This window comes from Scytonema sp. UIC 10036, from assembly GCF_009725235.1.
On sequence record NZ_WJFC01000004.1, the window covers coordinates 149,840 to 170,408 of the forward strand.

Here is a 20,569-nt window from a genome sequence, read left to right on the forward strand (position 1 = left end):
ATATTCTGAAAAGAATTCTTGTTTATAACTTACGCAGAGTTTCCCTTTTTAAAGGGAAAGATGGGGATTTTCAACACGTAAAATCCCCAAAATACCGTTGAGGTTGCGTAAGCCCTGTTGTTGTTACAAGAAAAAAAATCATGGCTATCGTCAAAATCGCTGAATTGCAATCAGTCACCCAAATTGAAGAACTTAGCAATCAAGAGTTAACGTCTGTAGTAGGAGGATTGTCTGTGAGCGGGTTTTCGCTTTCACTTTATAACCTCCTCTTTGGAGGATTCACTAACGATATATTAGCTATGATTAAAGGTGCTCAACAGAATGAACCACCGGAGCCAGCGGAACTACCGGAACCACCAGAGGCACCAGAGGCACCCTAGATTGAGTTCGCTTGAGTTTAACTCACAAGCAAGTGCAATACTTAAACACGACGAGGATTAAAAGAGCAAATCCTGCGCCTGCATAAAACACGCTGTTGATACCTCCAAAACTAAAAGCTACAAGCATCAGTAATGGACCTAGGGTTTGTCCCAACCCAAAAAACGTGCCGTTGACAGATAGAATTGTAGCCAAATATTGTTTTGGTGCAATCTCGGTTAAACGAGTTTGTATACTAGGAGCGCCAATTCCCAAGCCAATACCAAAAATTGTCGTCGGAATTAGGAGTAACCAAATATTTGATACCAGGGGAACAATCAACAGAGCTAAAGCATATAAAATGAAGGATGCTCTAATCAAGGTTGTCGAGTGATACATTCTTGACAACCTTCCTAATTGTGACGATGTAATTGTAATAGCAACAGAAACGCTAGATAGCAATAATCCAATTGTTGCAGCAGGCGCTTTAAATGTCTGACTAATAAGTTGAGGTAGATAAGTTACATAAGCTCCATAGAGAAGAACAAAGTTAGCAGCACTCCCAATAAATAATCCAGCTAATTTTCGATTTTTTAAAGCTTGTAGAGCATTTTTCAAATACTCTTTTAAGTTGATTTCTCCCTGGGGTTCTGGATTTTTCAACACAAATAATACCAGTAACCCAATGGGAATTGCGACTATGGGCAATAAAAAGGGGTAGTACCAACCAAAAGTTGCCAGCAAACCACCGATTGTGGGGTAAGAAGCTGTACCAATACTAGTAACGCTAGCATTGTAACCCATTGCTGTTGTGCGTCTACCTGCTGCGTATAAATCACCAATTAAGGTAATACTGAGAGATAGCAAAGAAGCTGCACCGATTCCTTGCAGGAACCGCAGTAAAAGCAAAAGGTTAAAATCGCGAGCTAATGCACAAGCCGTACCTGCAAGACCAAATAAAAACAGAGAAGGAACAATAATTTTTTTCCTCCCCATGCGATCGGCTAGGACACCAATGAAAGGACCTAGAATCACAGCAGGAAATGTAAATGCGGTGACTAACAATCCCAAATTTTGGGGGTTAACATTTAATTCTAGGGCTAGTTTAGGGAACGCAGGGGTGATGCTAGAAACTCCAAGTACTGCTATGAGAGAAACTGCACAAATAATTTGAAAATTTGTGTCTGAGTACAATGGCTTGGGGGATTCTGGTTGGCTGTCTAGGCTGGCTGGTTGCATGAATTTATTTTCTTAGTCGTTAGATGCATGTAAGTAATCAAAGAGTGGTTGGGCGATCGCCCTGTATGAATATTTATACTACAAGAGCTACAGTACAATCCAGCGTTTGAAAGTTTGCAAGGACTATAGACCACAGAATCTACAAAAAATTCTTTCCAAACTAGAGCAATGCGATATGGCTTCTGTAGTCAGCGCTAAAAGCAGAGAATTCTGAATTTAACCATGTGGTCATCCCGATCTTAAGAATGTAAAGACGCCCCAATACTGCAAAAGCTCTCGAATTTTTGTAGGTTGAGGAAACCCAACAAATGCTTGTAAATGTTGGGTTTCGTTCCTCAACCCAACCTACACATTTTTGGATTTTTAATCTCAGCCCTTGCCGTATTGAAAGACTCCACCATTTGTGCAGTTAATTAGCGACGACTTTCATAAGGAACTCGACCATCTTCTTCAGCCGCTTCTAACTGTAATGAAGGACGGCGTGGCATAAAGCGATCGCGAATCTTGCCAATTACGATATAAAGAATTGGCACAATAAACAGACTTAACAAAGTAGAGACTAACGTCCCACCAACAATCGCTGTACCGAGAGATCGCCTACTAGCTGCTCCTGCTCCTTCTGGAAATAGCAATGGCCAAATACCCAAAATAAAAGCAAACGTTGTCATGAGAATAGGTCGCAAACGTTGTTCTGATGCTTTTATAGCTGCTTTGGTAACTGGGTAACCCTCGTCGCGTAATTGGTTAGCAAATTCTACTATCAAAATAGCGTTTTTACTCGCCAAACCAATTAGCATTACCAGACCGACTTGGCAGTATATATCATTGGGCAAACCGCGTAGGGACTGTGCTGCTAGCGCTCCTAAAACAGCTAGAGGAACTGAGAGCATGATAATCAACGGATCGATGTAGTTCTCGTACTGAGCAGCTAGTACCAAGAAAACGAAGACAATTCCCAAGCCAAAAATTAGGGGTGCTTGACCACCAGACTCTAGCTCTTCGATCGCAATCCCCGACCATTCATAACCCAAACTTGTTGGCAGAAGTCGCTTTGCTAGTTCTTCCATCGTTCTAATTGCTTGTCCGGAACTAAAACCAGGAGCTGCACCACCATTGATTTCAATTGACCTAAACAAGTTGTAGTGGTTAATTGTTTGCGCCCCAGTGGTTGGAATGATTTTCACCAAATTACTTAGAGGAATCATTTGACCGTTGGCTTGACCGTTGACTTGAGTGTTGGCGCGATCGCTAGCAGAACGGACATACAAACGACCGATATCTTGAGGGTTGGAGCGAAATTCAGCGTCAGCTTGAACATAGACGCGGTAAGTCCGGCGGAGATAGTTAAAGTCGTTAACGTAGCGAGAACCCAAGTAACTTTGTAAAGTGTTAAAGATATCATCTATATCGACCTGCAACGCCTTGGCTTTGTTACGGTCTACTTCAATCAAATACTGAGGCGTACTTGCAGCATAAGTGCTGAATACAGCTTGCAATCCTGGTGTCTGATTTCCCTGCTGAAGTAACTGACCCATATATTGCAACATGGTATCTAAGCTACTGTTACCGCTTTTATCTTGTAGCTGAAATTGAAAGCCTGCAAAACTACCTAAACCCCGAATAGTTGGGGGGTTAACCGGCAAAACTCTTGAGTCTGTAATTGCTGATAGTTTCCCCATCAAATTGCCGATAATTGCCTGTACTGACTGCTCCGGCTTGCGGCGCTCATCCCAAGGCTTAAGGGTTGTAAAAATTACACCGTTATTTGCCGTGCTACCACTGAAACTAAAGCCACCTATAGCAAACGTTCCAACAACTTCAGGCAATTTGAGAATTTCTTGTTCTACCTGGCGCATGACTTTGCTAGTGTAGTTGAGCGAAACCCCTTCTGGTCCTTGGATAATGGTGATGAAATAGCCTTGGTCTTCATCAGGAAGAAATGCTGTTGGTACGCGGGTATAAAACCAGCCGGTAAACACCAAAGATGCAACAAACAGCAATATCACAACTGCTCTGATACGATTGAGAGCTATGAGCGATCGCTCGTACTGTCTGCGCGTCCAATCAATAAAGTTATTGAACCGCGCAAACACCCAGCCTATCCAACCACCTAGTTTTTGACCGCGACGCAGTAGCAAGGCTGAGAGAGTAGGCGTTAATATGATAGCAAGAGCGGTTGAAATCCCCACTGCAAAAGCAATTGTCAGCGCAAATTGCCGATAAATCTCTCCTGTAGAGCCTGGGAAAAAGGCTACTGGAACAAACACCGCCATAAGCACTAAGGAAGAAGCAACCACTGCTCCAAACAGTTCGCGCATTGCTTCGGAGGCTGCTTGAAACGGTGTCATCTCTTCTTCTTCAAGCAAGCGAGTAATGTTTTCAACTACGACGATCGCATCATCAACTGTTAGACCTGTGGCTAAGGTTAAACCAAATAAGGTTAGGGTATTGATGGAAAATCCAAAAACCTTAATGACGGCAAAAGTGCCAATTAATGTTAGAGGAATAACAACTGCAGGAATTATAGTCGTGCGCCAGTCTTGTAAGAATAAGAAAATCACGAGGATGACAAGACCAACTGCTTCAAAAAGGCTTTGGACGACTTCTGCTAGCGACTCTTCGACAAATAAGGTAGTATCAAATGCGACCTGATATTTTAAACCGGGCGGAAACTGGGATCGGATTCGCTTCATTTCTTCTTTGACCGCCTTAGCAACATCTAAGACATTACTTCCGGGAGTAGGAAATATCCCAATTCCCACCCCTTCTTGACCTCGAAATCGCAGAAAGGAGTTGTAATTTTCCGCTCCTAGTTCTGCTCGACCCACATCTTTAAGCTTAACTAGGGTACCATCCTGCCCTGTTTGAACGACCATCTCGTTAAATTCTGATGGTTCCCTAAGTCTACTAAGGGCTTGTAAGTCTATTTGGAACATCTGGTCTTCGGGAGACGGCTGCTGACCGATCTGCCCTGCACCCACTTGGATATTTTGTTCTTCAAGGGCATCAATCACATCTTGAGCGGTGAGGTTACGACTGGCGAGACGATTTGGGTCAAGCCATATACGCATAGCATAGCGACGTTCGCCAAATATCCGCGCTTCACTCAAACCGTTAATTCTTCTGAGAGCATCTACTATATAAAGATCGGCGTAGTTACTTAAAAAGACGTTGTTGTACTCGTTGTTATCGCTGTACAACCCTATTGCTAAAAGGATGTCGCTTGATTGTTTGCTAACAGTGACCCCTGTTCGCTGTACTAGTTCTGGCAATTGCGGTTCAGCCAACGACACCCGATTTTGCACATCGACTGCTGCAATATCTTTATTGCGTGATGGGTCAAATGTGACTGTGATTTTACTGGTGCCATTGTTACTGCTACTTGAGGTCATGTACCGCATACCATCGACCCCGTTGATCTGCCTTTCTAAAACAGTAGTCACCGTGTTTTCTACGACTTCAGCATTAGCGCCGACGTAGTCAGCGGTCACCTCGATTTGAACTGGACTAATTTCTGGATATTGGGCTGTGGGTAGTGTGGGAATACTAATTGCCCCTACCAGCAAAACAATAATGGCGCAAACGCTCGTAAAGACAGGTCGTTTGATGAAGAAATCAACGAACATAGGGGAATTGTTAATTGCTAATTGCTAATTGCTAATTGCTAATTGCTAATTGCTAATTGACTTTGACTAACTATTAGCCATTAGCCATTAGCCATTAGCCATTAGCCATTAGCCATGACTTATGATTCAGGAATAATGGGTACTCCATCTCTAAGGTTAAGTAGCCCTGAGACAATGATTCTATCTCCTGGCTGTAATCCTTCAAGAACTTGGTAATTATTACCTTTTATATTGCCAAGCTTCACGCGCTTTTGCCGCGCTACAAGTTGAAATTCTTCTCCTTGAGCGGCTTGGGGGGATGGTGACGGTGGTGGTGTTTGAGCTACATAGACAAAGGTTTCTCCTGCTACTCGAGTCACTGCTGTTGTTGGCACTAAAACTCCAGGGCGCTGGTTCCAGATAACTCTGGCGCGTGCAAATTGGTCTGCCCTCAGTTGATTTCTACTGTTGTCATAAAGGGCTTTAATGAGTACTGCTTGGGTATTATTGTTCACACTTGGTGAAATGAAAAATACTCGACTCATTCCTATACTTTTTCCTTGTGCGTCCATTACCTCCACTGGTGTTCCCTTACGTAATAGCGGGCCTCGCTCACTTGGCACAAAAATGTTTAATTCTAAAGGTTGGTTTTGAGTAATGGTGGCTAGTTGTGTCGATGTGTTGACAAAATCACCCACTTTAACTGGTATATCTCCAACTGTGCCAGGAAAAGGAGCGGTGATTTTGTAGTACTGAAGTTGAACTTGCTGTTGATTGATATTTGCTTGAGCTTGCTGTAATGATTTTTCTGCTTGGTTAATGCTTGCTTCCTGGGCTTTTATCCGCGCTTCTGTGGCACGGAGCTCCGCTTGTGCTGTTTCTAGCCTGTTTGCATACTGATCTCGTACCTGTCGGGATTCTGCTCCTTCCGCTGCCAACCGAGCATAGCGATCGTATTCTCGCTGGTTCAATTTCACATTCGATACATTCGATAAGCGCTCTGCTTGTAGGGATTGGAGAGTTGCACGCGCATTTTCCAATTGCGATCGCACCACTTCTGCTGCTGCTGCAACACTACTCACAGATGCTTGTTGTTCTCGTGCATCGACTTGAATAATTGGGTCTCCTGCTGCTACTGTATCTCCCGACCTAACATATATCTGAGCGACTTGACCCTGAATTCTTGGTTGGAGATTCACCGACCGACGCGATTCCAGGTTAGCAACAAATTCAGAACTATCCTCGATTATACCTGTCTGCACCGTCGATATCTTAACTCTCACCCCTGGAGGTTGAGCGCTGGCTGGTGGAGATTGTTGTTGTCCGGGGGCAAGGAAACGCCACAGTGCATAGCCTCCACCTGCCAGTACTAGTAGAGCTATCAACAACCAAAGCCACCGTCGCTGTTTGCGGGGTGGCTCTTCTGAGGTTCGCTCTGGAAGATTATCTTCAAAATGAGTTTGAGGCTCAGAGAATTTCATGACTCACAGGCACCTAAGGAGAAACTAACTGGAAGCTCATAGGATTTTTATCCTAGTATAAAATTTATTTCTTTTGGTTGAGGCTATGTAAACAAACTATGATATATAACCTACCCAAATATACTTGCTTCCCTCCAGCTATTTATCTATCCAAAGAAGAATGATGATAAAGCTAGCTTACATAAAAAGCGAGCCTGTTGTCTTTTCAGTTCTTGCGAAAGCTATTCAAATCTTGCTTCTACCCCCTACCCTCTATCCCCTACCCCCTAATAATCTCACAATCAATGCTGTCCAACCTGTTTGATGGCTAGCACCCAAACCATGACCCATGTCACCACAAAAGTACTCGTGAAAAAGAATGAGGTTCCGCCAGGAAGGATCTACAGAAAAATATTGGTTTTTCCCTTGCCAAGGACAATACCCCCGTGTATCTGGAAGGAAAATACTCGCTAAGCGTCGGGAAATTATGAATGCAACTTGCCCCAAATTCATCATTTGTCCGGAACCAGTAGGGCATTCAACTAATAAATCATCACCGTAAAATTGGTAGTAACGCTCTAGAGCTTCCACAAGCAGGTAATTAAGAGGAAACCAAATTGGTCCGCGCCAGTTAGAGTTACCACCAAACAAGCTACTGTTTGATTCTCCAGGAAGATACTCAACACGGTACTCTTGATAGTCAATAGGAAAAACGTAGGGATGTTCCAGATGAAAGCGGGATAGGGAACGGATACCGTAAGGAGAGAGAAATTCGTTTTCATCAAGCAAAGAGGATAGCACTCGTTGCAAACGTTCTCGTGTAGAAATTGCTAACAGAAGATGATTGGTTGCTTTTGCTTTCTCCATGCAGGAGATATACTTGGTAATATTTTGGCGGTTTTCCAAAAACCAGTGCATTCGTTTCGTAAAGCCTGGTAAATTTTGAATCACCTGAAAATCCAAAGTTTCTACCGCAAGTAAGATGACAATTCCCACAAGAGAGCGTACTTTCAGAGGCATATATTTGCCATCTACTGCCAACCAATCATAATAAAAGCCATCTTCTTCATCCCAGAGCCCAGTTCCTCCAATAGTATTGGTCGCTTCAGCAATAGCCATGAAATGTTCAAAAAACTTGGAGGCAATATCTTCATAGGCTGGGTCTTCATCAGCCAGTTCTAATGCCATTGCTAGCATAGTCACGCAGAAAAATGCCATCCAAGCAGTACCATCTGCTTGCTGAAGATTACCCCCAGTGGGCAAAGGTTTGGAACGGTCAAAAACACCTATATTGTCCATTCCCAAAAAACCACCCGCAAAGATGTTTTTTCCAGCAATGTCTTTACGGTTGACCCACCAAGTAAAATTCAATAATAATTTTTGAAAAACACGAGAGAGAAAAACACGGTCTTTTTGCCCATTCTCAGCCGTTACTTTGTAAATACGCCAACAAGCCCAAGGGATAACAGGTGGATTTGTGTCAGAAAAGTCAAACTCGTAAGCTGGTAGTTGTCCGTTGGGATGCATATACCACTCACGCAAAAACAAAATCAGTTGCTGCTTGGCAAAATCTGGATCGATGTTGGCAAAGGCGACGAGGTGGAAAGCAATATCCCAAGTTGCATACCAAGGATACTCCCATTTGTCGGGCATGGATATAACATCGCGATTGTAGAGGTGAATCCAATCAGCATTGCGAACCTCTCCATTTCTTTGGCGTGGCGGTTGTGAGGGGTCGCCTTCGAGCCAGTCTTTGATACCGTAATGATAGAATTGTTTAGACCAAAGCAACCCGGCATAAGCTTGTCGTGTTACTAGCTTTTCATGTTGCGACAGTTCATGTGAAATCCGATTTGTGTAAAATTCTTCTGTTTCACAAATACGTTGTTGAAATACTTGCTCGAAATTCTGCCCAAAGGGATGTTCTGGTGATTCTTCTTCAGAAAACAAGCGCAATCTCACTGTTACTTCCTCTCCTGGTGGAACTTCCAAGCAGTAGTGTACTGCTGCTTTAGTTCCCTGCATCTTGGGATTAATTGCATCACCCCGCCCATGCACAATATATTCATGAAAAGCGTCTTTAACATAGGGAGTGCGGTTTTCTACACCAAATAGCCGTTTTAAGTTAGTCTCATTTTCAGTAAATAGAAAATGGGGGGTATTTTGTCCTGGAAGTGGTTCTGCAATAAAATGAAACTTACCTAATGTCTCATGGGAAAGCAAAAGCTCTCCATCTTTTTTATATTCAATGCAGGGTTGTGACCAATAACTCTCACCCGTGCGACCCCAAGACCAACTGTTCTTAAACCAAATTGTGGGTAAAAGATGAAGTTTAGCCGTCTCTGAACTGCGATTGGCAACTGTAATTTTGATTAATATATTGTTGGGGGATTCTTTTGCATATTCTGCAAATACATCAAAGTATTTATTGCCTTCAAAAATTCCAGTATCAACCAGTTCAAACTCCCCTAAGTCCTTGCTTCGGTTGCGGTTCTCTTCCACCAGGCGTGTATAAGGGAACTCCCCCTGTGGATACTTGTACAAAGCTTTCAAATATGCATGGGTTGGGGTTGAGTCTAAATAAAAGTAATATTCTTTGACATCTTCCCCATGATTTCCCTCACTATTGGTTAAGCCAAAAAGACGTTCTTTAAGAATAGGGTCTTGTCCGTTCCAAAGTGCAAGAGCAAAACACAGGCGTCCTTCGCGATCGCATATCCCTAAAAGCCCATCCTCACCCCATCGATAAGCTCGACTGCGTGCGTGGTCGTGAGGAAAGGAGTCCCAGGAAGAACCGTCTGTTGAGTAGTCTTCACGCACTGTTCCCCACTGTCTTTCTGCTAAGTAGGGACCCCAGCGTTTCCAGTTTTTCTCACGCCTTACATCTTCCCCAAGGCGTAAAGACTCAGCATCAAGGTTGTCTTTTTGGCTCATGGGCAGATACCAATTATACCAAAACAAAGTGTAAAGTTAAATAAAGTTTGCCGAGAAACAGTTATTCATAAATCTCTCTTAGGTAAGAAAAATTTGCTTTCATTAGACATAACCACCACCTGCTTGAAAGGTGTGTCCCTTAATCCAACGGCATTTCTCACTGACGACATGAAAACTCTCCTTGATTTTTGATTAAAATTAAGCGTTCGCAAATTGCTCTAACAATTCTTTTGAGGGTGCGACATTCCCCCGTGCAAGTAAATTCTTACCGCGCAACTCTGCGGTAACTCTGGCAATGTTTGCACCGTGATGCCAGCCAGCCAGCTTCATCTCTTCTGTAATACCAATCGGTTCCATCTCTGGACCTCCCGATCGCCCGTGTGGTCCCCAATGCATTCCTGCAACTTGAAAACCCGGTGTCGTTTTCGGCAGTGTCACCAGAATCATGCCACCTGCTGCAAATGCGCCCAATAGTCCAAGCTGTGCCAGTTCACAGCCCGCACCACAATCGCCGTAGCCACCGCCAACTGTAAATACACCGCCAACTTTGCCCACCATTTCATCGGTTAGCCAAAGCTGTTCACACACATCTTCAATGAATTTTTTGATGCGAGAATCAGCAGTTCGATGCCGCATGGGCGATCCTATAATCAAAGCGTCACAAGCCCGTACATCGTTTTTGGTAGCTTCCTGTGCTTCCTTGAGGTTTACAGTTGTCCCCTGGACTGATTGTGCTCCTGCTGCGATCGCAAGAGCCATTTGCTGAGTATTACCTGTCGATGTTGTGTAAACGATTAACACATTCGTCATTGAGCTACTCCTGATGCAGCATTTTCCCTGGTTGATTTTGATACGTCAGCGAAAAACGTGAATAATCGATCGACAAGATAATCTGGACGTTCATCGGGAATAAAGTGTCCGCAGTGTTCGACCATACCACCACGTACATTGCTAGCAACGCTTTGAAGCATGGCTTTGACGCGATCGCCCATACTTTTCTCACCACCTAATGCCAACACAGGTATTTCAATTTTGTTCTGTAACAACGGTGTTGTCTGCTGGATTGATTCAAATACACCACGATACACACCCAATGCACCGCTTACTCCACCAGGTGTTGCAAATGTTCGCAAGTATTCCTCAACTGCATCATAGATCGAATTCGGATCGTAGCAATAGGTGTTGTAGAAATAGGTAAGAAACTCGCGTTCATGTCCGGCGATTAATTGTTCTGGCAGATCTTGAGCAAGGGCAAATGTCCACCACCACAATCCGCCGTTGTGCATTGTTTCAGGAGCAAACTTAAAAATTTGCTGGAGGGGTTCTTCAAGCAGTACAGGCTCATCTAAATATGTCAGGCTTAAGACTTCGTTAGGGTATTCACTTGCGTAAAGCAACGCCGGAGGTGCGCCCATATCGTGAGCCACAAGATGAATCTGGTGAAACCCAAGTTGTTGAATCAGTTGCCGAAAATCTTCTGCCAAAGTTCGCGCATCATAGCCTTGTGCTGGTTTGTCAGAATCCCCGTAGCCTCGCATATCGGGTGCAATAACAGTGTACCGTTCTGCCAAGGCAGGCATCACCTTTCGCCAGCAATACCAAGTTTCCAGAAAGCCATGCCATAACAGCACAGGCTCGCCTTTACCGCCGATCGTGTAATGCAAGGTGATGTCATTAACGATCGCTGTATGATGACTAAATTTTTGGTTGAAGTTGGTATTTTGAGTCATTTCAAACACTCACTGAAGTAATTCTGTACCCATTGAGCATCCATTTGTTGCTAACTCCACTACTAGTGATTCAAATATTCTTATTTATGATTTGAAAATTTAGCGGTCTACTTTTGCCTACATTTAAATGTGCCTTTAGTTGGACGTGCTTCTTGTTATCCACAATCATTATTAAGGATTTAACTGAATGCAATCTCATTCAAAAGGTAGAGATTTGTAATCACTCCATATCAATTTTAAGTAGTAATGATACCTTTAAGGTATTAATAATCTAGCCTTAATCATGGAGCTTCGGCAGCTACGCTATTTCTTAACAGTTGCAGAAGAGTTAAATTTTGGACGCGCAGCCAGACGGCTCAACATGGCGCAACCTCCGCTGACCCGTCAAATTCGGCAAATCGAGCAAGAGTTGGGTGTACAGCTTTTCGAGCGAACAAGTCGGCGGGTGGAATTAACCGAGGTAGGCATTCTGTTTGTGGAAGAAGCCCGCAGGATTTTAGAGCAGGTTGAACAAAGCCTTTATAAGGTCAAATCAAGGAGCGATCGGACAGTTAGTCGTTGCATTTGAAGGGTCTTCGGCGTATGATATAATTCCCATGTCGTTGAAAGCCTACCGAGAACGTTTTCCTGATGTTGAATTGGTTGTACTAGGTATGACTACCAATGAGCAGATTGAAGCACTACGTGAGGGTCAGATTCATGCAGGGTTTATGGTACCACCACTCCAAGGACAGGTTGAAGATTTAGGACTTGAAACTGTCATTCAAGCGCCTTTAGTCCTCGCTCTACCAGAAGCCCATCCTTTAGCTGCAAAAGCAAAGGTAAAGGTGCGATCGCTTGCCAACGAAGCTTTCATCATCGGACAGCGCCATAGCGGTTGTGGGCTGTTCGACCAGGTGATTGCAGTCTGTCGTAGCGCAGGTTTCAGTCCCGTTATCAAGCAGGAGGTCAATGAGATGCAGGTGCTGCTAGGGTTAGTAGCAGCAGGTTTCGGCATTGCGATCCTTCCAGAATCCGCGAAGCAGTTTCAGCGATTGGGGGTCATTTATCGAGAGTTGCAACCTACTTCACCACAAGTGGCATTGGCGATCGCATGGCGGAAGAGTAACTCATCACCCTTGGTTCAAGCTTTTCTGCAAATCGTTAGAGAGAATTCAGCATACATTCATGAGTAGGAAACAAACGGAGGTACTGAATTTTCTACAACAACTTGTCTGGCGTAATTGGCAAATTGCGAATGCGTTTACCCGTTGCGTGGTAAATAGCGTTGGCGACTGCTGCTCCTGCTCCCACAATACCAATTTCACCCACTCCCTTCACTCCAAGTGGGTTAACATAAGGGTCTTTCTCCTCGACAAAGACTACTTCAATATTGGGAATATCTGCATTAACAGGTACGTGATATTCTGCAAGATTGTGATTGACAAAATGTCCGTAGCGATCGTCTATGTGTGTTTCTTCATGCAGTGCTTGGCTAATACCCCAAACAATACCGCCAATCATTTGGGAGCCTGCTGTTTTAGGATTGAGAATACGCCCTGCACCAAATACCCCAAGAAAGCGAGAGACTCTGACTTCTCCCAAATCTGGATCGACACGCACTTGGGCAAACTGTGCGCCAAAAGAGTGCATGGAATATTTCTTCATTGCTCCATCAGGTTTGGATTCAACTTCTGCCACAACTTCCTTAAGATTGTTTCGTGTCAGAATTTCTTGATACGTTTCTCCCCGAGAAGAGTTTCCCTTAGAAAAAATTCCTCCTGCACGCGTTTCAAGATCGCTGCTACTCAAACCTTTGAGAACAGAACGTGTGTCTTCTCGTACCAGTGCTAGTACTTTATCTCGAGCAGCTAAACAGCATTCATGGACTGCTGAACCATAGCTAGCCGCCCCCCAAGAACCACCAGAACCAGGTGAAGGTGGAAGTTGCGTATCTCCAATTTCCACTTGCACCTTGTCAGGTGAAACACCAAGCGCCTCGGCTGCCGTCTGTGTCAATATAGTGTACGTACCAGTACCGATGTCTGTAGCAGCAATTTGTACGAGTACATTACCATTTTGCAAAATCCGGGTGCGAGCTGAGGCTGGTTGTCGATTGGCAGGATAGGTAGCACTGGCGACACCGTAACCGATGAGGTAACGACCATCTTTCATAGAACGAGGTTTGGGATTGCGTTTTTCCCAACCAAAGCGCTTTGCTCCTTCACGCAAACACTGAACGAGCGAGCGACTTGACCAAGGTAAGTTCTTCTCTGGATCTTGTGGTGGATCGTTAATTATCCGTAATTCAATTGGGTCAATATTGAGTTGATAAGCCAATTCATCCATTGCGGATTCTAGAGCGTACATCCCTGGTGTTTCACCGGGCGCACGCATAATTGTTGGCGTTATTATATTTAAAGGTACAGCACGATGGGTCACTAAGGTGTTGGGAGCGTTGTACATCATGTTAGTTGCAGCTCCAACGTGTTCTACAAACTCCCTGGAAATATCTGTTTGCGTTGTGATTTCTTGAGCAACAGTGGTTAGTTGACCATCTCGTTTCGCTCCAAGGCGAATACGTTGTAACGAATGGGGACGAAAACCAACAGAATCAAACATTTGCTGGCGAGTTAGAACAAGTTTGACAGGGCGCTTAACTTGTTGAGCGGCTATGGCTGCCAAAATATTGTGTGCTTTTGCAGGAAACTTGCAACCGAACCCACCACCAATAAAACGCGAGATGACTTGGATATTTTCAGGGGGAATACGGAGTGTATTTGCTACTGTTGTTTGGACACCGTTGACATTTTGTGATGCGTCGTAGAGTGTGAGGCGCGAGCCTTGCCAAATAGCGATCGTTGCTGAAGGTTCCATTGGGTTATGATGTTCCACAGGAGTTGAGTAAGTAACATCAATTTTTACCTCTGCTTCCTTCAGTCCTCGATTGACATCGCCACGACCAGAATCAGGTTCCAAGGGTATTAATAACTTTTCTGGTTTATATGCACGGTCAAGATGTTTCTCTAAAATGAGAGATGGAGAATCTTGAGCATAGGTTACTTTTACTAGTTCAGAAGCGTATCTTGCTTGTTCTAAAGTTTCGGCAACAACCACACCAATGTGCTGCCCATAGTAATTTATCTTAGCATCTTGCAATACAGGAATCGGTTTAGTAAACGGGTTTCCACCAGCTTCTACTGCTTGCTCTCCACTCGTATTGCGATTAGCAGATTGATTGATTTTTGGCACGTTGAGGTGGGTAATAATGGCTAGCACTCCGGGAGACTTCTCTGCTACACTTATATCAATATTCGTAATGCGTCCGCGAGCGATCGTACTTTTTAGTATAACGGCATGAGTCATGTTTTCCAAGAGAAACTCAGCGGCGTAAAGTGCGCCTCCAGTCACCTTCAGGCGTCCGTCAACTCGATTCATTGGTTTGCCAGTTGAATTATTCATCCTAATTCCCTTTCGCTTCGTTAGTTCTTAACTCGTTCAATATGGCGCTACCATTGTTGAGCGGACCTAATGCGACAACAGCAGATGCCAACTCTGCTACCTTGTGCAGTTCTTCCCAAGTTGCACCTGTCCGACGAGCGGCAATAGCGTGGAACCGGGCAGCACCTGCTCCTAGAACCAAGAGCATACCGAAGAGCATCAGTTGCGTCGTCTTGGTATCAAAAATGTCTGAGTAAAAGGCATGAGCACGGAGTTGTTCGGCAAGGCGTAGAGCCTCTGGATCGATATCACCACTAAATTCAAACTTGGCTGCAGGAAGGGGTGGAACAGAGCCGAATAACTCAGCATAGCTGTTCTGAAAGGCGGCAAGGTCAGCTGGTAATTTATTAGACGCGGACATTCTCAATCTCCTTATACAGATGTTCCTTGTGCAGCGGTGGTCAGCGCTCTAACTACCGCCCGTTTTGCCATTTCCACTTTGAAGGCGTTGTACTTATAAGGCTTAGCTCTCTGCACCGCCGCCTCTGCTGCCGCCCTAAAAGTCTGCTCATTAACTTTTGCACCAACGAGAATCTTCTCTGCTGCCTCTGCCCGCCACGGCTTGTGTGCCACACCACCCAACGCCATTCGCGCTGCCCTGATGGTATTGTTGTTTATATCTAACGCAGCAGCAACAGAAACTAAGGCAAAGGCATAGGATGCCCGATCTCTGACTTTTAGATAATGCGATCGCCCTGCAAAAGGTGAAGAAGGTAAGTCAACTGCCACAATCAATTCACCTTGTTGCAACACTGTATCAATTTCAGGTGTATCTCCTGGTAAACGATGAAACTCCGTCATTGGAATAGCCCGCTTACCTTTTGGTCCCTCAACTTGTACAACAGCATCAAGAGCAACTAGTGCCACACACATATCAGAAGGATGGGTAGCGATACATCGATCGCTTGCTCCTAAAATGGCGTGGATGCGATTATACCCTTCAATGGCAGCACAGCCAGACCCAGGTTGGCGTTTGTTGCAGGGCATTGCTGTATCATAAAAGTAATAGCAGCGAGTTCTTTGCATCAGGTTACCGCCAGTTGTTGCCATGTTTCGCAGTTGTGGTGATGCACCAGCAAGTAAGGCTTGCGACAAAAGGGGATAGCGTTCCCGAACCAGTGGATGATTTGCTGTATCGCTATTACGTGCTAATGCACCAATGCGTAAACCATTGGGTATGGCTTCAATTTTCACCAAATCAAGTTGTGTAATATCTATAAGGCGATCGGGAAGTGCGACACCTTCTTTCATCAAGTCGATAAGATTAGTCCCACCTGCAATAAACATTGCTCTTCGGTCAGTTGCGGCTGTTTGAATCGCTGTGTCGCGATCGGTAGAACGTACATAAGCAAATGGCTTCATTGTTTTTGTTTCACGCCTTAATTGTTTGACTTGCTTCCTTCACTGCTGCCACAATACCCGGATAAGCACCACAGCGACAGATATTGCCACTCATGCGTTCGCGTATTTCTGCATCACTCAACTCGATTTGTCCCTGCTTTCTGACATCTGGTGTTACCGCACTTGCCGTACCCGCTTGTACTTCTGCTATCATGGCGACTGCTGAGCAAATTTGACCAGGTGTGCAGTATCCACACTGGAATCCATCATGATTGATGAACGCTGTTTGTATGGGGTGCAGTGTATCTCCACGTGCTAATCCTTCAATGGTGGTAATTTCTGCATCTTGATACATAATAGCCAGTGCCAAACAGGAGTTAATCCGTCTTCCATCAACAAGCACCGTACAAGCACCACATTGACCGTGGTCGCAACCTTTCTTGGTGCCTGTTAAATCAAGATGTTCCCGTAGTGCATCAAGTAAAGTGACTCGCGGTTCAATTTGCAAGGCACGTTCTTTACCATTTACTCGTAGCCTGACTTTAACGCTTTCAAGTACCGAAGTTTGTGTTGTCGTAATGGGCAAATTCTTTCTTGTTTGTGCAACAGTTTTTCTGGTATAATTACTTACAAATACCATTGCTATACTAATGACTATTAGTTGACCGAACCGTCGCCGTTTGAATCTAAGCTTCATGCGTCAACTTCCTTGTGTGACTTTTGGCAAATAAATATTACTGCCTCTAGTTATTTACGCTATAAAGACTGTTGGCAAAAGGATATAAGTCTTAGGGTTGATTAATTTTCTAACTAAAGACTGAACTAAAAATGCTTGATGATTGTCAATACCAATCTTTAGTAAGTTGTTTTTGGTGTTGTTGGTAGTATGCATTCTCTGTACAGCAAATTTCAACCTAGTGAAGTACAAAAATTACCCCCCTCTGTCCCCCTTACAACGGGGGGATGAAAGGGGGGTGTACCTCATTAGACTGAGAAAGCCTATACTAGAAATTTTTATTAAGTAAAAAATATAGTTTACCTAACTTGACACTGTATCAACAAACGATGCAAAATCGCCATAATTACTGCGAGAGGAAGCATCAAAACTGGAATAATTTCCAAGCTAAAACGCGTTGCTAAAGTACCAACGGCAGAGGGAATAGTTGCTGCACCCAAACTCGCAACGCTTGTCATAAATCCAATTGCAGCTGGAACGATCGCTTCTGGTACTCGTTGCGGCATCAACCATATTGTTAGCGGAAATATAGGAGCTAGTGCAAAGCCAATAATTGGTAAACTCAGTAATTGATTTGGTAGTAACCACCAAGCCACTAAACCAAGCCCAAGCAGTAGCAAGGAACTATCAAGAGTACGAACAGCACCTAACCGATTAACGATACGTCCTGTCACTGCACGTCCAAGGGTAAGCCCTACCCAATAACCACTGACACTGTAACCTGCAAGCAATTTTGGCGTGCCACGGCTGAGACTTTGTACGCTATAAGCCCAGTTTCCAAGTGAAACTTCCGTACCTACGTAAATCAGTAAGAACAGTGCTGCTAGAAATACAATAGGAGTTGTCAGGGCTACACGCAGATTAGCGATCGCATTCGTTTCCGTCACTTGTACGCGCTTATTCAAAGGTCTGTAGTTATACACCACAGCCCAAAGCATTCCTGCTACCATTATCCCGACAAACGTTGCAAAAACTAGGTAAATACCTCTCCATTGCAGGTTAAATGCTAGAAGTGTGGTAGCTACGGCTGGACCTAACAAAGCCCCGATACCATAAAATGCGTGTAACAGCCCCATTAAGTCAGCCTGCTGTTGTTCGTTAGCAATATAACTGTTAATACCAGCATCAATTAGACCAATTCCCAGACCGAGAAATGTTCCTGTAGCAACCATTAACCACCAATCAGGGCTGAGGGCATAAGTCACAAGGGCGCAGGTGAGAATAGTGGATGCTAGCAGTAACATCCGCGCCATTCCCATACTGCTACTCAACAGACTGCTTGCTAATGCTGCAAAAATATACCCTGTCACTTGGCTGAGGAAAAGGAGGGAGATGCTAGCAGAAGTTAAGTTGTATGTTTCCTGAATAGAGGGGATCAAAACACCTAACCCTCCTTCCGCAATGCCAATGGCTATAAAGGCATAGAAACACAGAGCGATCGCAATCCACATTGAAATATTATGAGTGATTGAGTGAATTATCCCAAATCCTATTGCCTCCTGCACCCGATCGTATTATCAGGCAGATTTTATTTGTGTGCCCTTTTTACCTAAGCGTAGTAAATGCCGAGTTTTCTTGAATCTAAAACATCCGCAGGTTTAGCCTTTAGCTTGACAGTTTGCCCATCCCAGGGATACATGAGGTCGTAGAGATTGTGTCCCTCTGGTCCTTCACCAGTAGGTAAATATCCTTGGCTTGGGTTCTTTTCTTGCCATATTGCCCAGAGCCGATCTACGTTGCAATGATGGAGCCAAAAAACTGGATCGTTTGGTGAAATAAACACATTTGACATATCGCCTCCGATCCATGCATGAACTTGGTTGTGTAATTCGAGAACAAATGTTCCGTCTGGAGCAACATTCAGTGTTCCGTCTGGATTAAATGCCCCGCCCTCAGGGAGGAAGCCTTCAAGCCGATTGCGATGACTGGGACTGCTATCTACGCTCCATGGTTCTCGATCGTAAGGAGTTTCTTCAATCGCGATCCTCACATTTGTTTGAGTTGGTAGTCCTTTGATGAATTTACCAAACTCGCGTTGTATGCCTCCCTTAGGACTGCCATCTAAATTAATGGTTATCCATCGATCGGTTGCAAATGGACCGGTCTTAACTAAGTTATTATCCTCAGGGTCACCATTACCTCCCATAAAGTCAGCATCCCAAATTGGTGAATTGAAAGGATCGTCAGCATCTTGGGTCCAGTCCCAGTAAGGAATTGTTACACCAGGTATCTTTTTTTGTAATTGCCGCTCAAATCTGTAAAGATAATAGCGATGCCAAGGAAGAAACGCCGGACCCGCGTGAGCAGCATTCCGGAAATGCCTGGGATCGTTTGGGTCTTCGCGTTCTGTTGCTAAAATATGCCAAAGCACATACTCATCATAAATACTACGGTTAGTAGTACGACTAGTACTAGCTTTGACTGCTTTGACTGTCTCAATGTAGTTTTGTTTTTCAGTGCTACTCAGATCCCTGACATTTTTTCTAATATTCTTCATCTTCTACCTCAATTTTTTGCAACATTTGTTTCTTCAATTCCTTAAATGCTTACGCCAAGTATTTTCAATCAACATTAGGATCTAGCTTTACCTCACCACTAGGAAACTTTATTCCCTGGTCTATTAACCTTTTGGCTATTTCATGGGGCGAGTTAAACTGACCAAATAAAAGAGGTGTCATATATGTCTGTGTTATCTTATTTCGGGTAATATTAATTTGTTTGTTATCAAGAAATAGCTGCTCAGACGTATCAAATGTATTGTCTACAGATGCAGGTCTACCTAAATTTCGATTGGTCACAATTCTATATTTCCTGCCTTTGTATACGAACTCCTCGGTTTCTTGAGCTTGGGCTTTACTAGCAAAGAACTTGCCCAGAAATGGAACACTTCCGGCTACTACAGTTCCAGTAACTCCAAAACCAATTAAGCTTAAAAGCTGACGGCGAGAAAAATTAGAAAACATCTATTTTCCTTTTGAATACAATTCACTAATTTGTTACGAAAGTCCTTGAGAGAATTCTAAATTCCAAGTAGTTAAGCGGAGTTTAGTCAAATTTCCCTATATAGGGTAATCTCACACTAGGTTGTTTAGAAACTTCACAGCAATGTCAATTACCGTAATTCTTACGAATGCATATTTTACGCTTACCTTGCAAAGTTTATATTTCGGCACTAACTGCTTTATTTAGAATGTAGCAATAATGACATAGTAGTTTCAATATCAATATCTATCTATAGATAGATATTGATATTGAAACTACTTATCTAAGTGTAGTGACCTGTAAACAGAAATATAAGACATACGCATTGACAAGATTCTAACTGTATGTATTCAAATAAACCTTATGTTTAAGGTGTTCCAGTATGAGGTACGAGCACTATTATTGAAATAAATTCGTTGTCCTAGCCTCCTAAAGATTGCGATCGACGCAAGGGTGACAATCGTATCAATTGTCACCTTTTTACTTCAAATTGACACCACTACCAATTGTCAGTACAAAGCAATGCTACTGTAACGATTACGACTGCCTATTTCCAAAATGAATACCTTCTAGTCACTGTCATTACCTCTTACAATTGCTGGACGCTATCCAATACTGCAAGGGCTGAGAATTTTAGCTTTGTTGGGTTGAGCACAAGCGTTACCCAACAAATGCTTTTAGATGTTGGGTTTCGTTCCTCAACCC

At 43.8% G+C, this 20,569-nt stretch carries 16 protein-coding genes; 3 read left to right on the top strand and 13 right to left on the bottom strand.

Annotated elements, in window-relative coordinates; all coding sequences use genetic code 11:
• Positions 1 to 140: 140 nt before the first annotated feature.
• Positions 141 to 380 carry a hypothetical protein gene (locus tag F7734_RS03850; RefSeq protein ID WP_155743455.1) on the top strand — a complete coding sequence of 80 codons (240 nt, stop codon included), beginning with the start codon at positions 141 to 143 and terminating at the stop codon, positions 378 to 380.
• A gap of 22 nt (positions 381 to 402) precedes the next feature.
• Here F7734_RS03850 and F7734_RS03855 read toward each other — a convergent pair whose 3' ends face one another.
• The 6 genes from F7734_RS03855 to F7734_RS03880 all read right to left on the bottom strand — a co-directional run bounded on the left by F7734_RS03855 (position 403) and on the right by F7734_RS03880 (position 11,325).
• Positions 403 to 1,596, bottom strand: a complete 1,194-nt coding sequence (locus F7734_RS03855; protein ID WP_155743456.1) for an MFS transporter — start codon at positions 1,594 to 1,596, stop codon at positions 403 to 405.
• Between the two features lie 413 nt (positions 1,597 to 2,009).
• A complete protein-coding gene (locus F7734_RS03860) occupies positions 2,010 to 5,222 on the bottom strand; it encodes an efflux RND transporter permease subunit (RefSeq protein WP_155743457.1) in 3,213 nt (1,070 codons plus the stop codon).
• A 119-nt stretch (positions 5,223 to 5,341) separates the two neighbouring features.
• Positions 5,342 to 6,682 carry an efflux RND transporter periplasmic adaptor subunit gene (locus F7734_RS03865; protein WP_155743458.1) on the bottom strand — a complete coding sequence of 447 codons (1,341 nt, stop codon included), beginning with the start codon at positions 6,680 to 6,682 and terminating at the stop codon, positions 5,342 to 5,344.
• Between the two features lie 252 nt (positions 6,683 to 6,934).
• On the bottom strand, positions 6,935 to 9,595 hold the full coding sequence (locus tag F7734_RS03870; RefSeq protein ID WP_155743459.1) for a glucosidase: 2,661 nt from the start codon (positions 9,593 to 9,595) through the stop codon (positions 6,935 to 6,937).
• Between the two features lie 198 nt (positions 9,596 to 9,793).
• Positions 9,794 to 10,405 (bottom strand): flavodoxin domain-containing protein, encoded by a 612-nt coding sequence (locus F7734_RS03875; protein ID WP_155743460.1) that lies wholly within the window; start codon positions 10,403 to 10,405, stop codon positions 9,794 to 9,796.
• Positions 10,402 to 11,325, bottom strand: a complete 924-nt coding sequence (locus F7734_RS03880; protein ID WP_155743461.1) for an alpha/beta hydrolase — start codon at positions 11,323 to 11,325, stop codon at positions 10,402 to 10,404. The genes F7734_RS03875 and F7734_RS03880 overlap by 4 nt, the downstream gene beginning before the upstream one ends.
• A gap of 283 nt (positions 11,326 to 11,608) precedes the next feature.
• Between F7734_RS03880 and F7734_RS63050 the strand changes: the two genes are divergently transcribed.
• Both F7734_RS63050 and F7734_RS03885 read left to right on the top strand, forming a co-directional pair.
• The gene (locus F7734_RS63050) at positions 11,609 to 11,893 is read left to right on the top strand and encodes a LysR family transcriptional regulator (protein ID WP_243146659.1); all 285 of its coding nucleotides are present in this window, start codon (positions 11,609 to 11,611) and stop codon (positions 11,891 to 11,893) included.
• A complete protein-coding gene (locus F7734_RS03885; RefSeq protein ID WP_243146660.1) occupies positions 11,832 to 12,500 on the top strand; it encodes a LysR family substrate-binding domain-containing protein in 669 nt (222 codons plus the stop codon). The genes F7734_RS63050 and F7734_RS03885 overlap by 62 nt, the downstream gene beginning before the upstream one ends.
• 25 nt (positions 12,501 to 12,525) lie before the next feature.
• Here the strand turns inward: F7734_RS03885 and F7734_RS03890 are convergent, their stop codons facing one another.
• The 7 genes from F7734_RS03890 to F7734_RS03920 form a co-directional block, all read right to left on the bottom strand.
• Complete coding sequence (locus F7734_RS03890) at positions 12,526 to 14,766, bottom strand: xanthine dehydrogenase family protein molybdopterin-binding subunit (RefSeq protein ID WP_155743462.1); 2,241 nt, start codon at positions 14,764 to 14,766, stop codon at positions 12,526 to 12,528.
• Between the two features lies 1 nt (position 14,767).
• Positions 14,768 to 15,166 (bottom strand): carboxymuconolactone decarboxylase family protein, encoded by a 399-nt coding sequence (locus F7734_RS03895; protein ID WP_155743463.1) that lies wholly within the window; start codon positions 15,164 to 15,166, stop codon positions 14,768 to 14,770.
• Between the two features lie 11 nt (positions 15,167 to 15,177).
• Complete coding sequence (locus F7734_RS03900) at positions 15,178 to 16,167, bottom strand: xanthine dehydrogenase family protein subunit M (protein WP_155743464.1); 990 nt, start codon at positions 16,165 to 16,167, stop codon at positions 15,178 to 15,180.
• 10 nt (positions 16,168 to 16,177) lie between these two features.
• Positions 16,178 to 16,843, bottom strand: a complete 666-nt coding sequence (locus F7734_RS03905) for a 2Fe-2S iron-sulfur cluster-binding protein (protein WP_155743465.1) — start codon at positions 16,841 to 16,843, stop codon at positions 16,178 to 16,180.
• 338 nt (positions 16,844 to 17,181) lie between these two features.
• Complete coding sequence (locus tag F7734_RS03910; RefSeq protein ID WP_155743492.1) at positions 17,182 to 18,333, bottom strand: MFS transporter; 1,152 nt, start codon at positions 18,331 to 18,333, stop codon at positions 17,182 to 17,184.
• Between the two features lie 98 nt (positions 18,334 to 18,431).
• A complete protein-coding gene (locus F7734_RS03915; RefSeq protein WP_155743466.1) occupies positions 18,432 to 19,379 on the bottom strand; it encodes a tyrosinase family protein in 948 nt (315 codons plus the stop codon).
• Between the two features lie 64 nt (positions 19,380 to 19,443).
• The gene (locus F7734_RS03920; protein WP_155743467.1) at positions 19,444 to 19,845 is read right to left on the bottom strand and encodes a hypothetical protein; all 402 of its coding nucleotides are present in this window, start codon (positions 19,843 to 19,845) and stop codon (positions 19,444 to 19,446) included.
• Between the last annotated feature and the right edge of the window lie 724 nt (positions 19,846 to 20,569).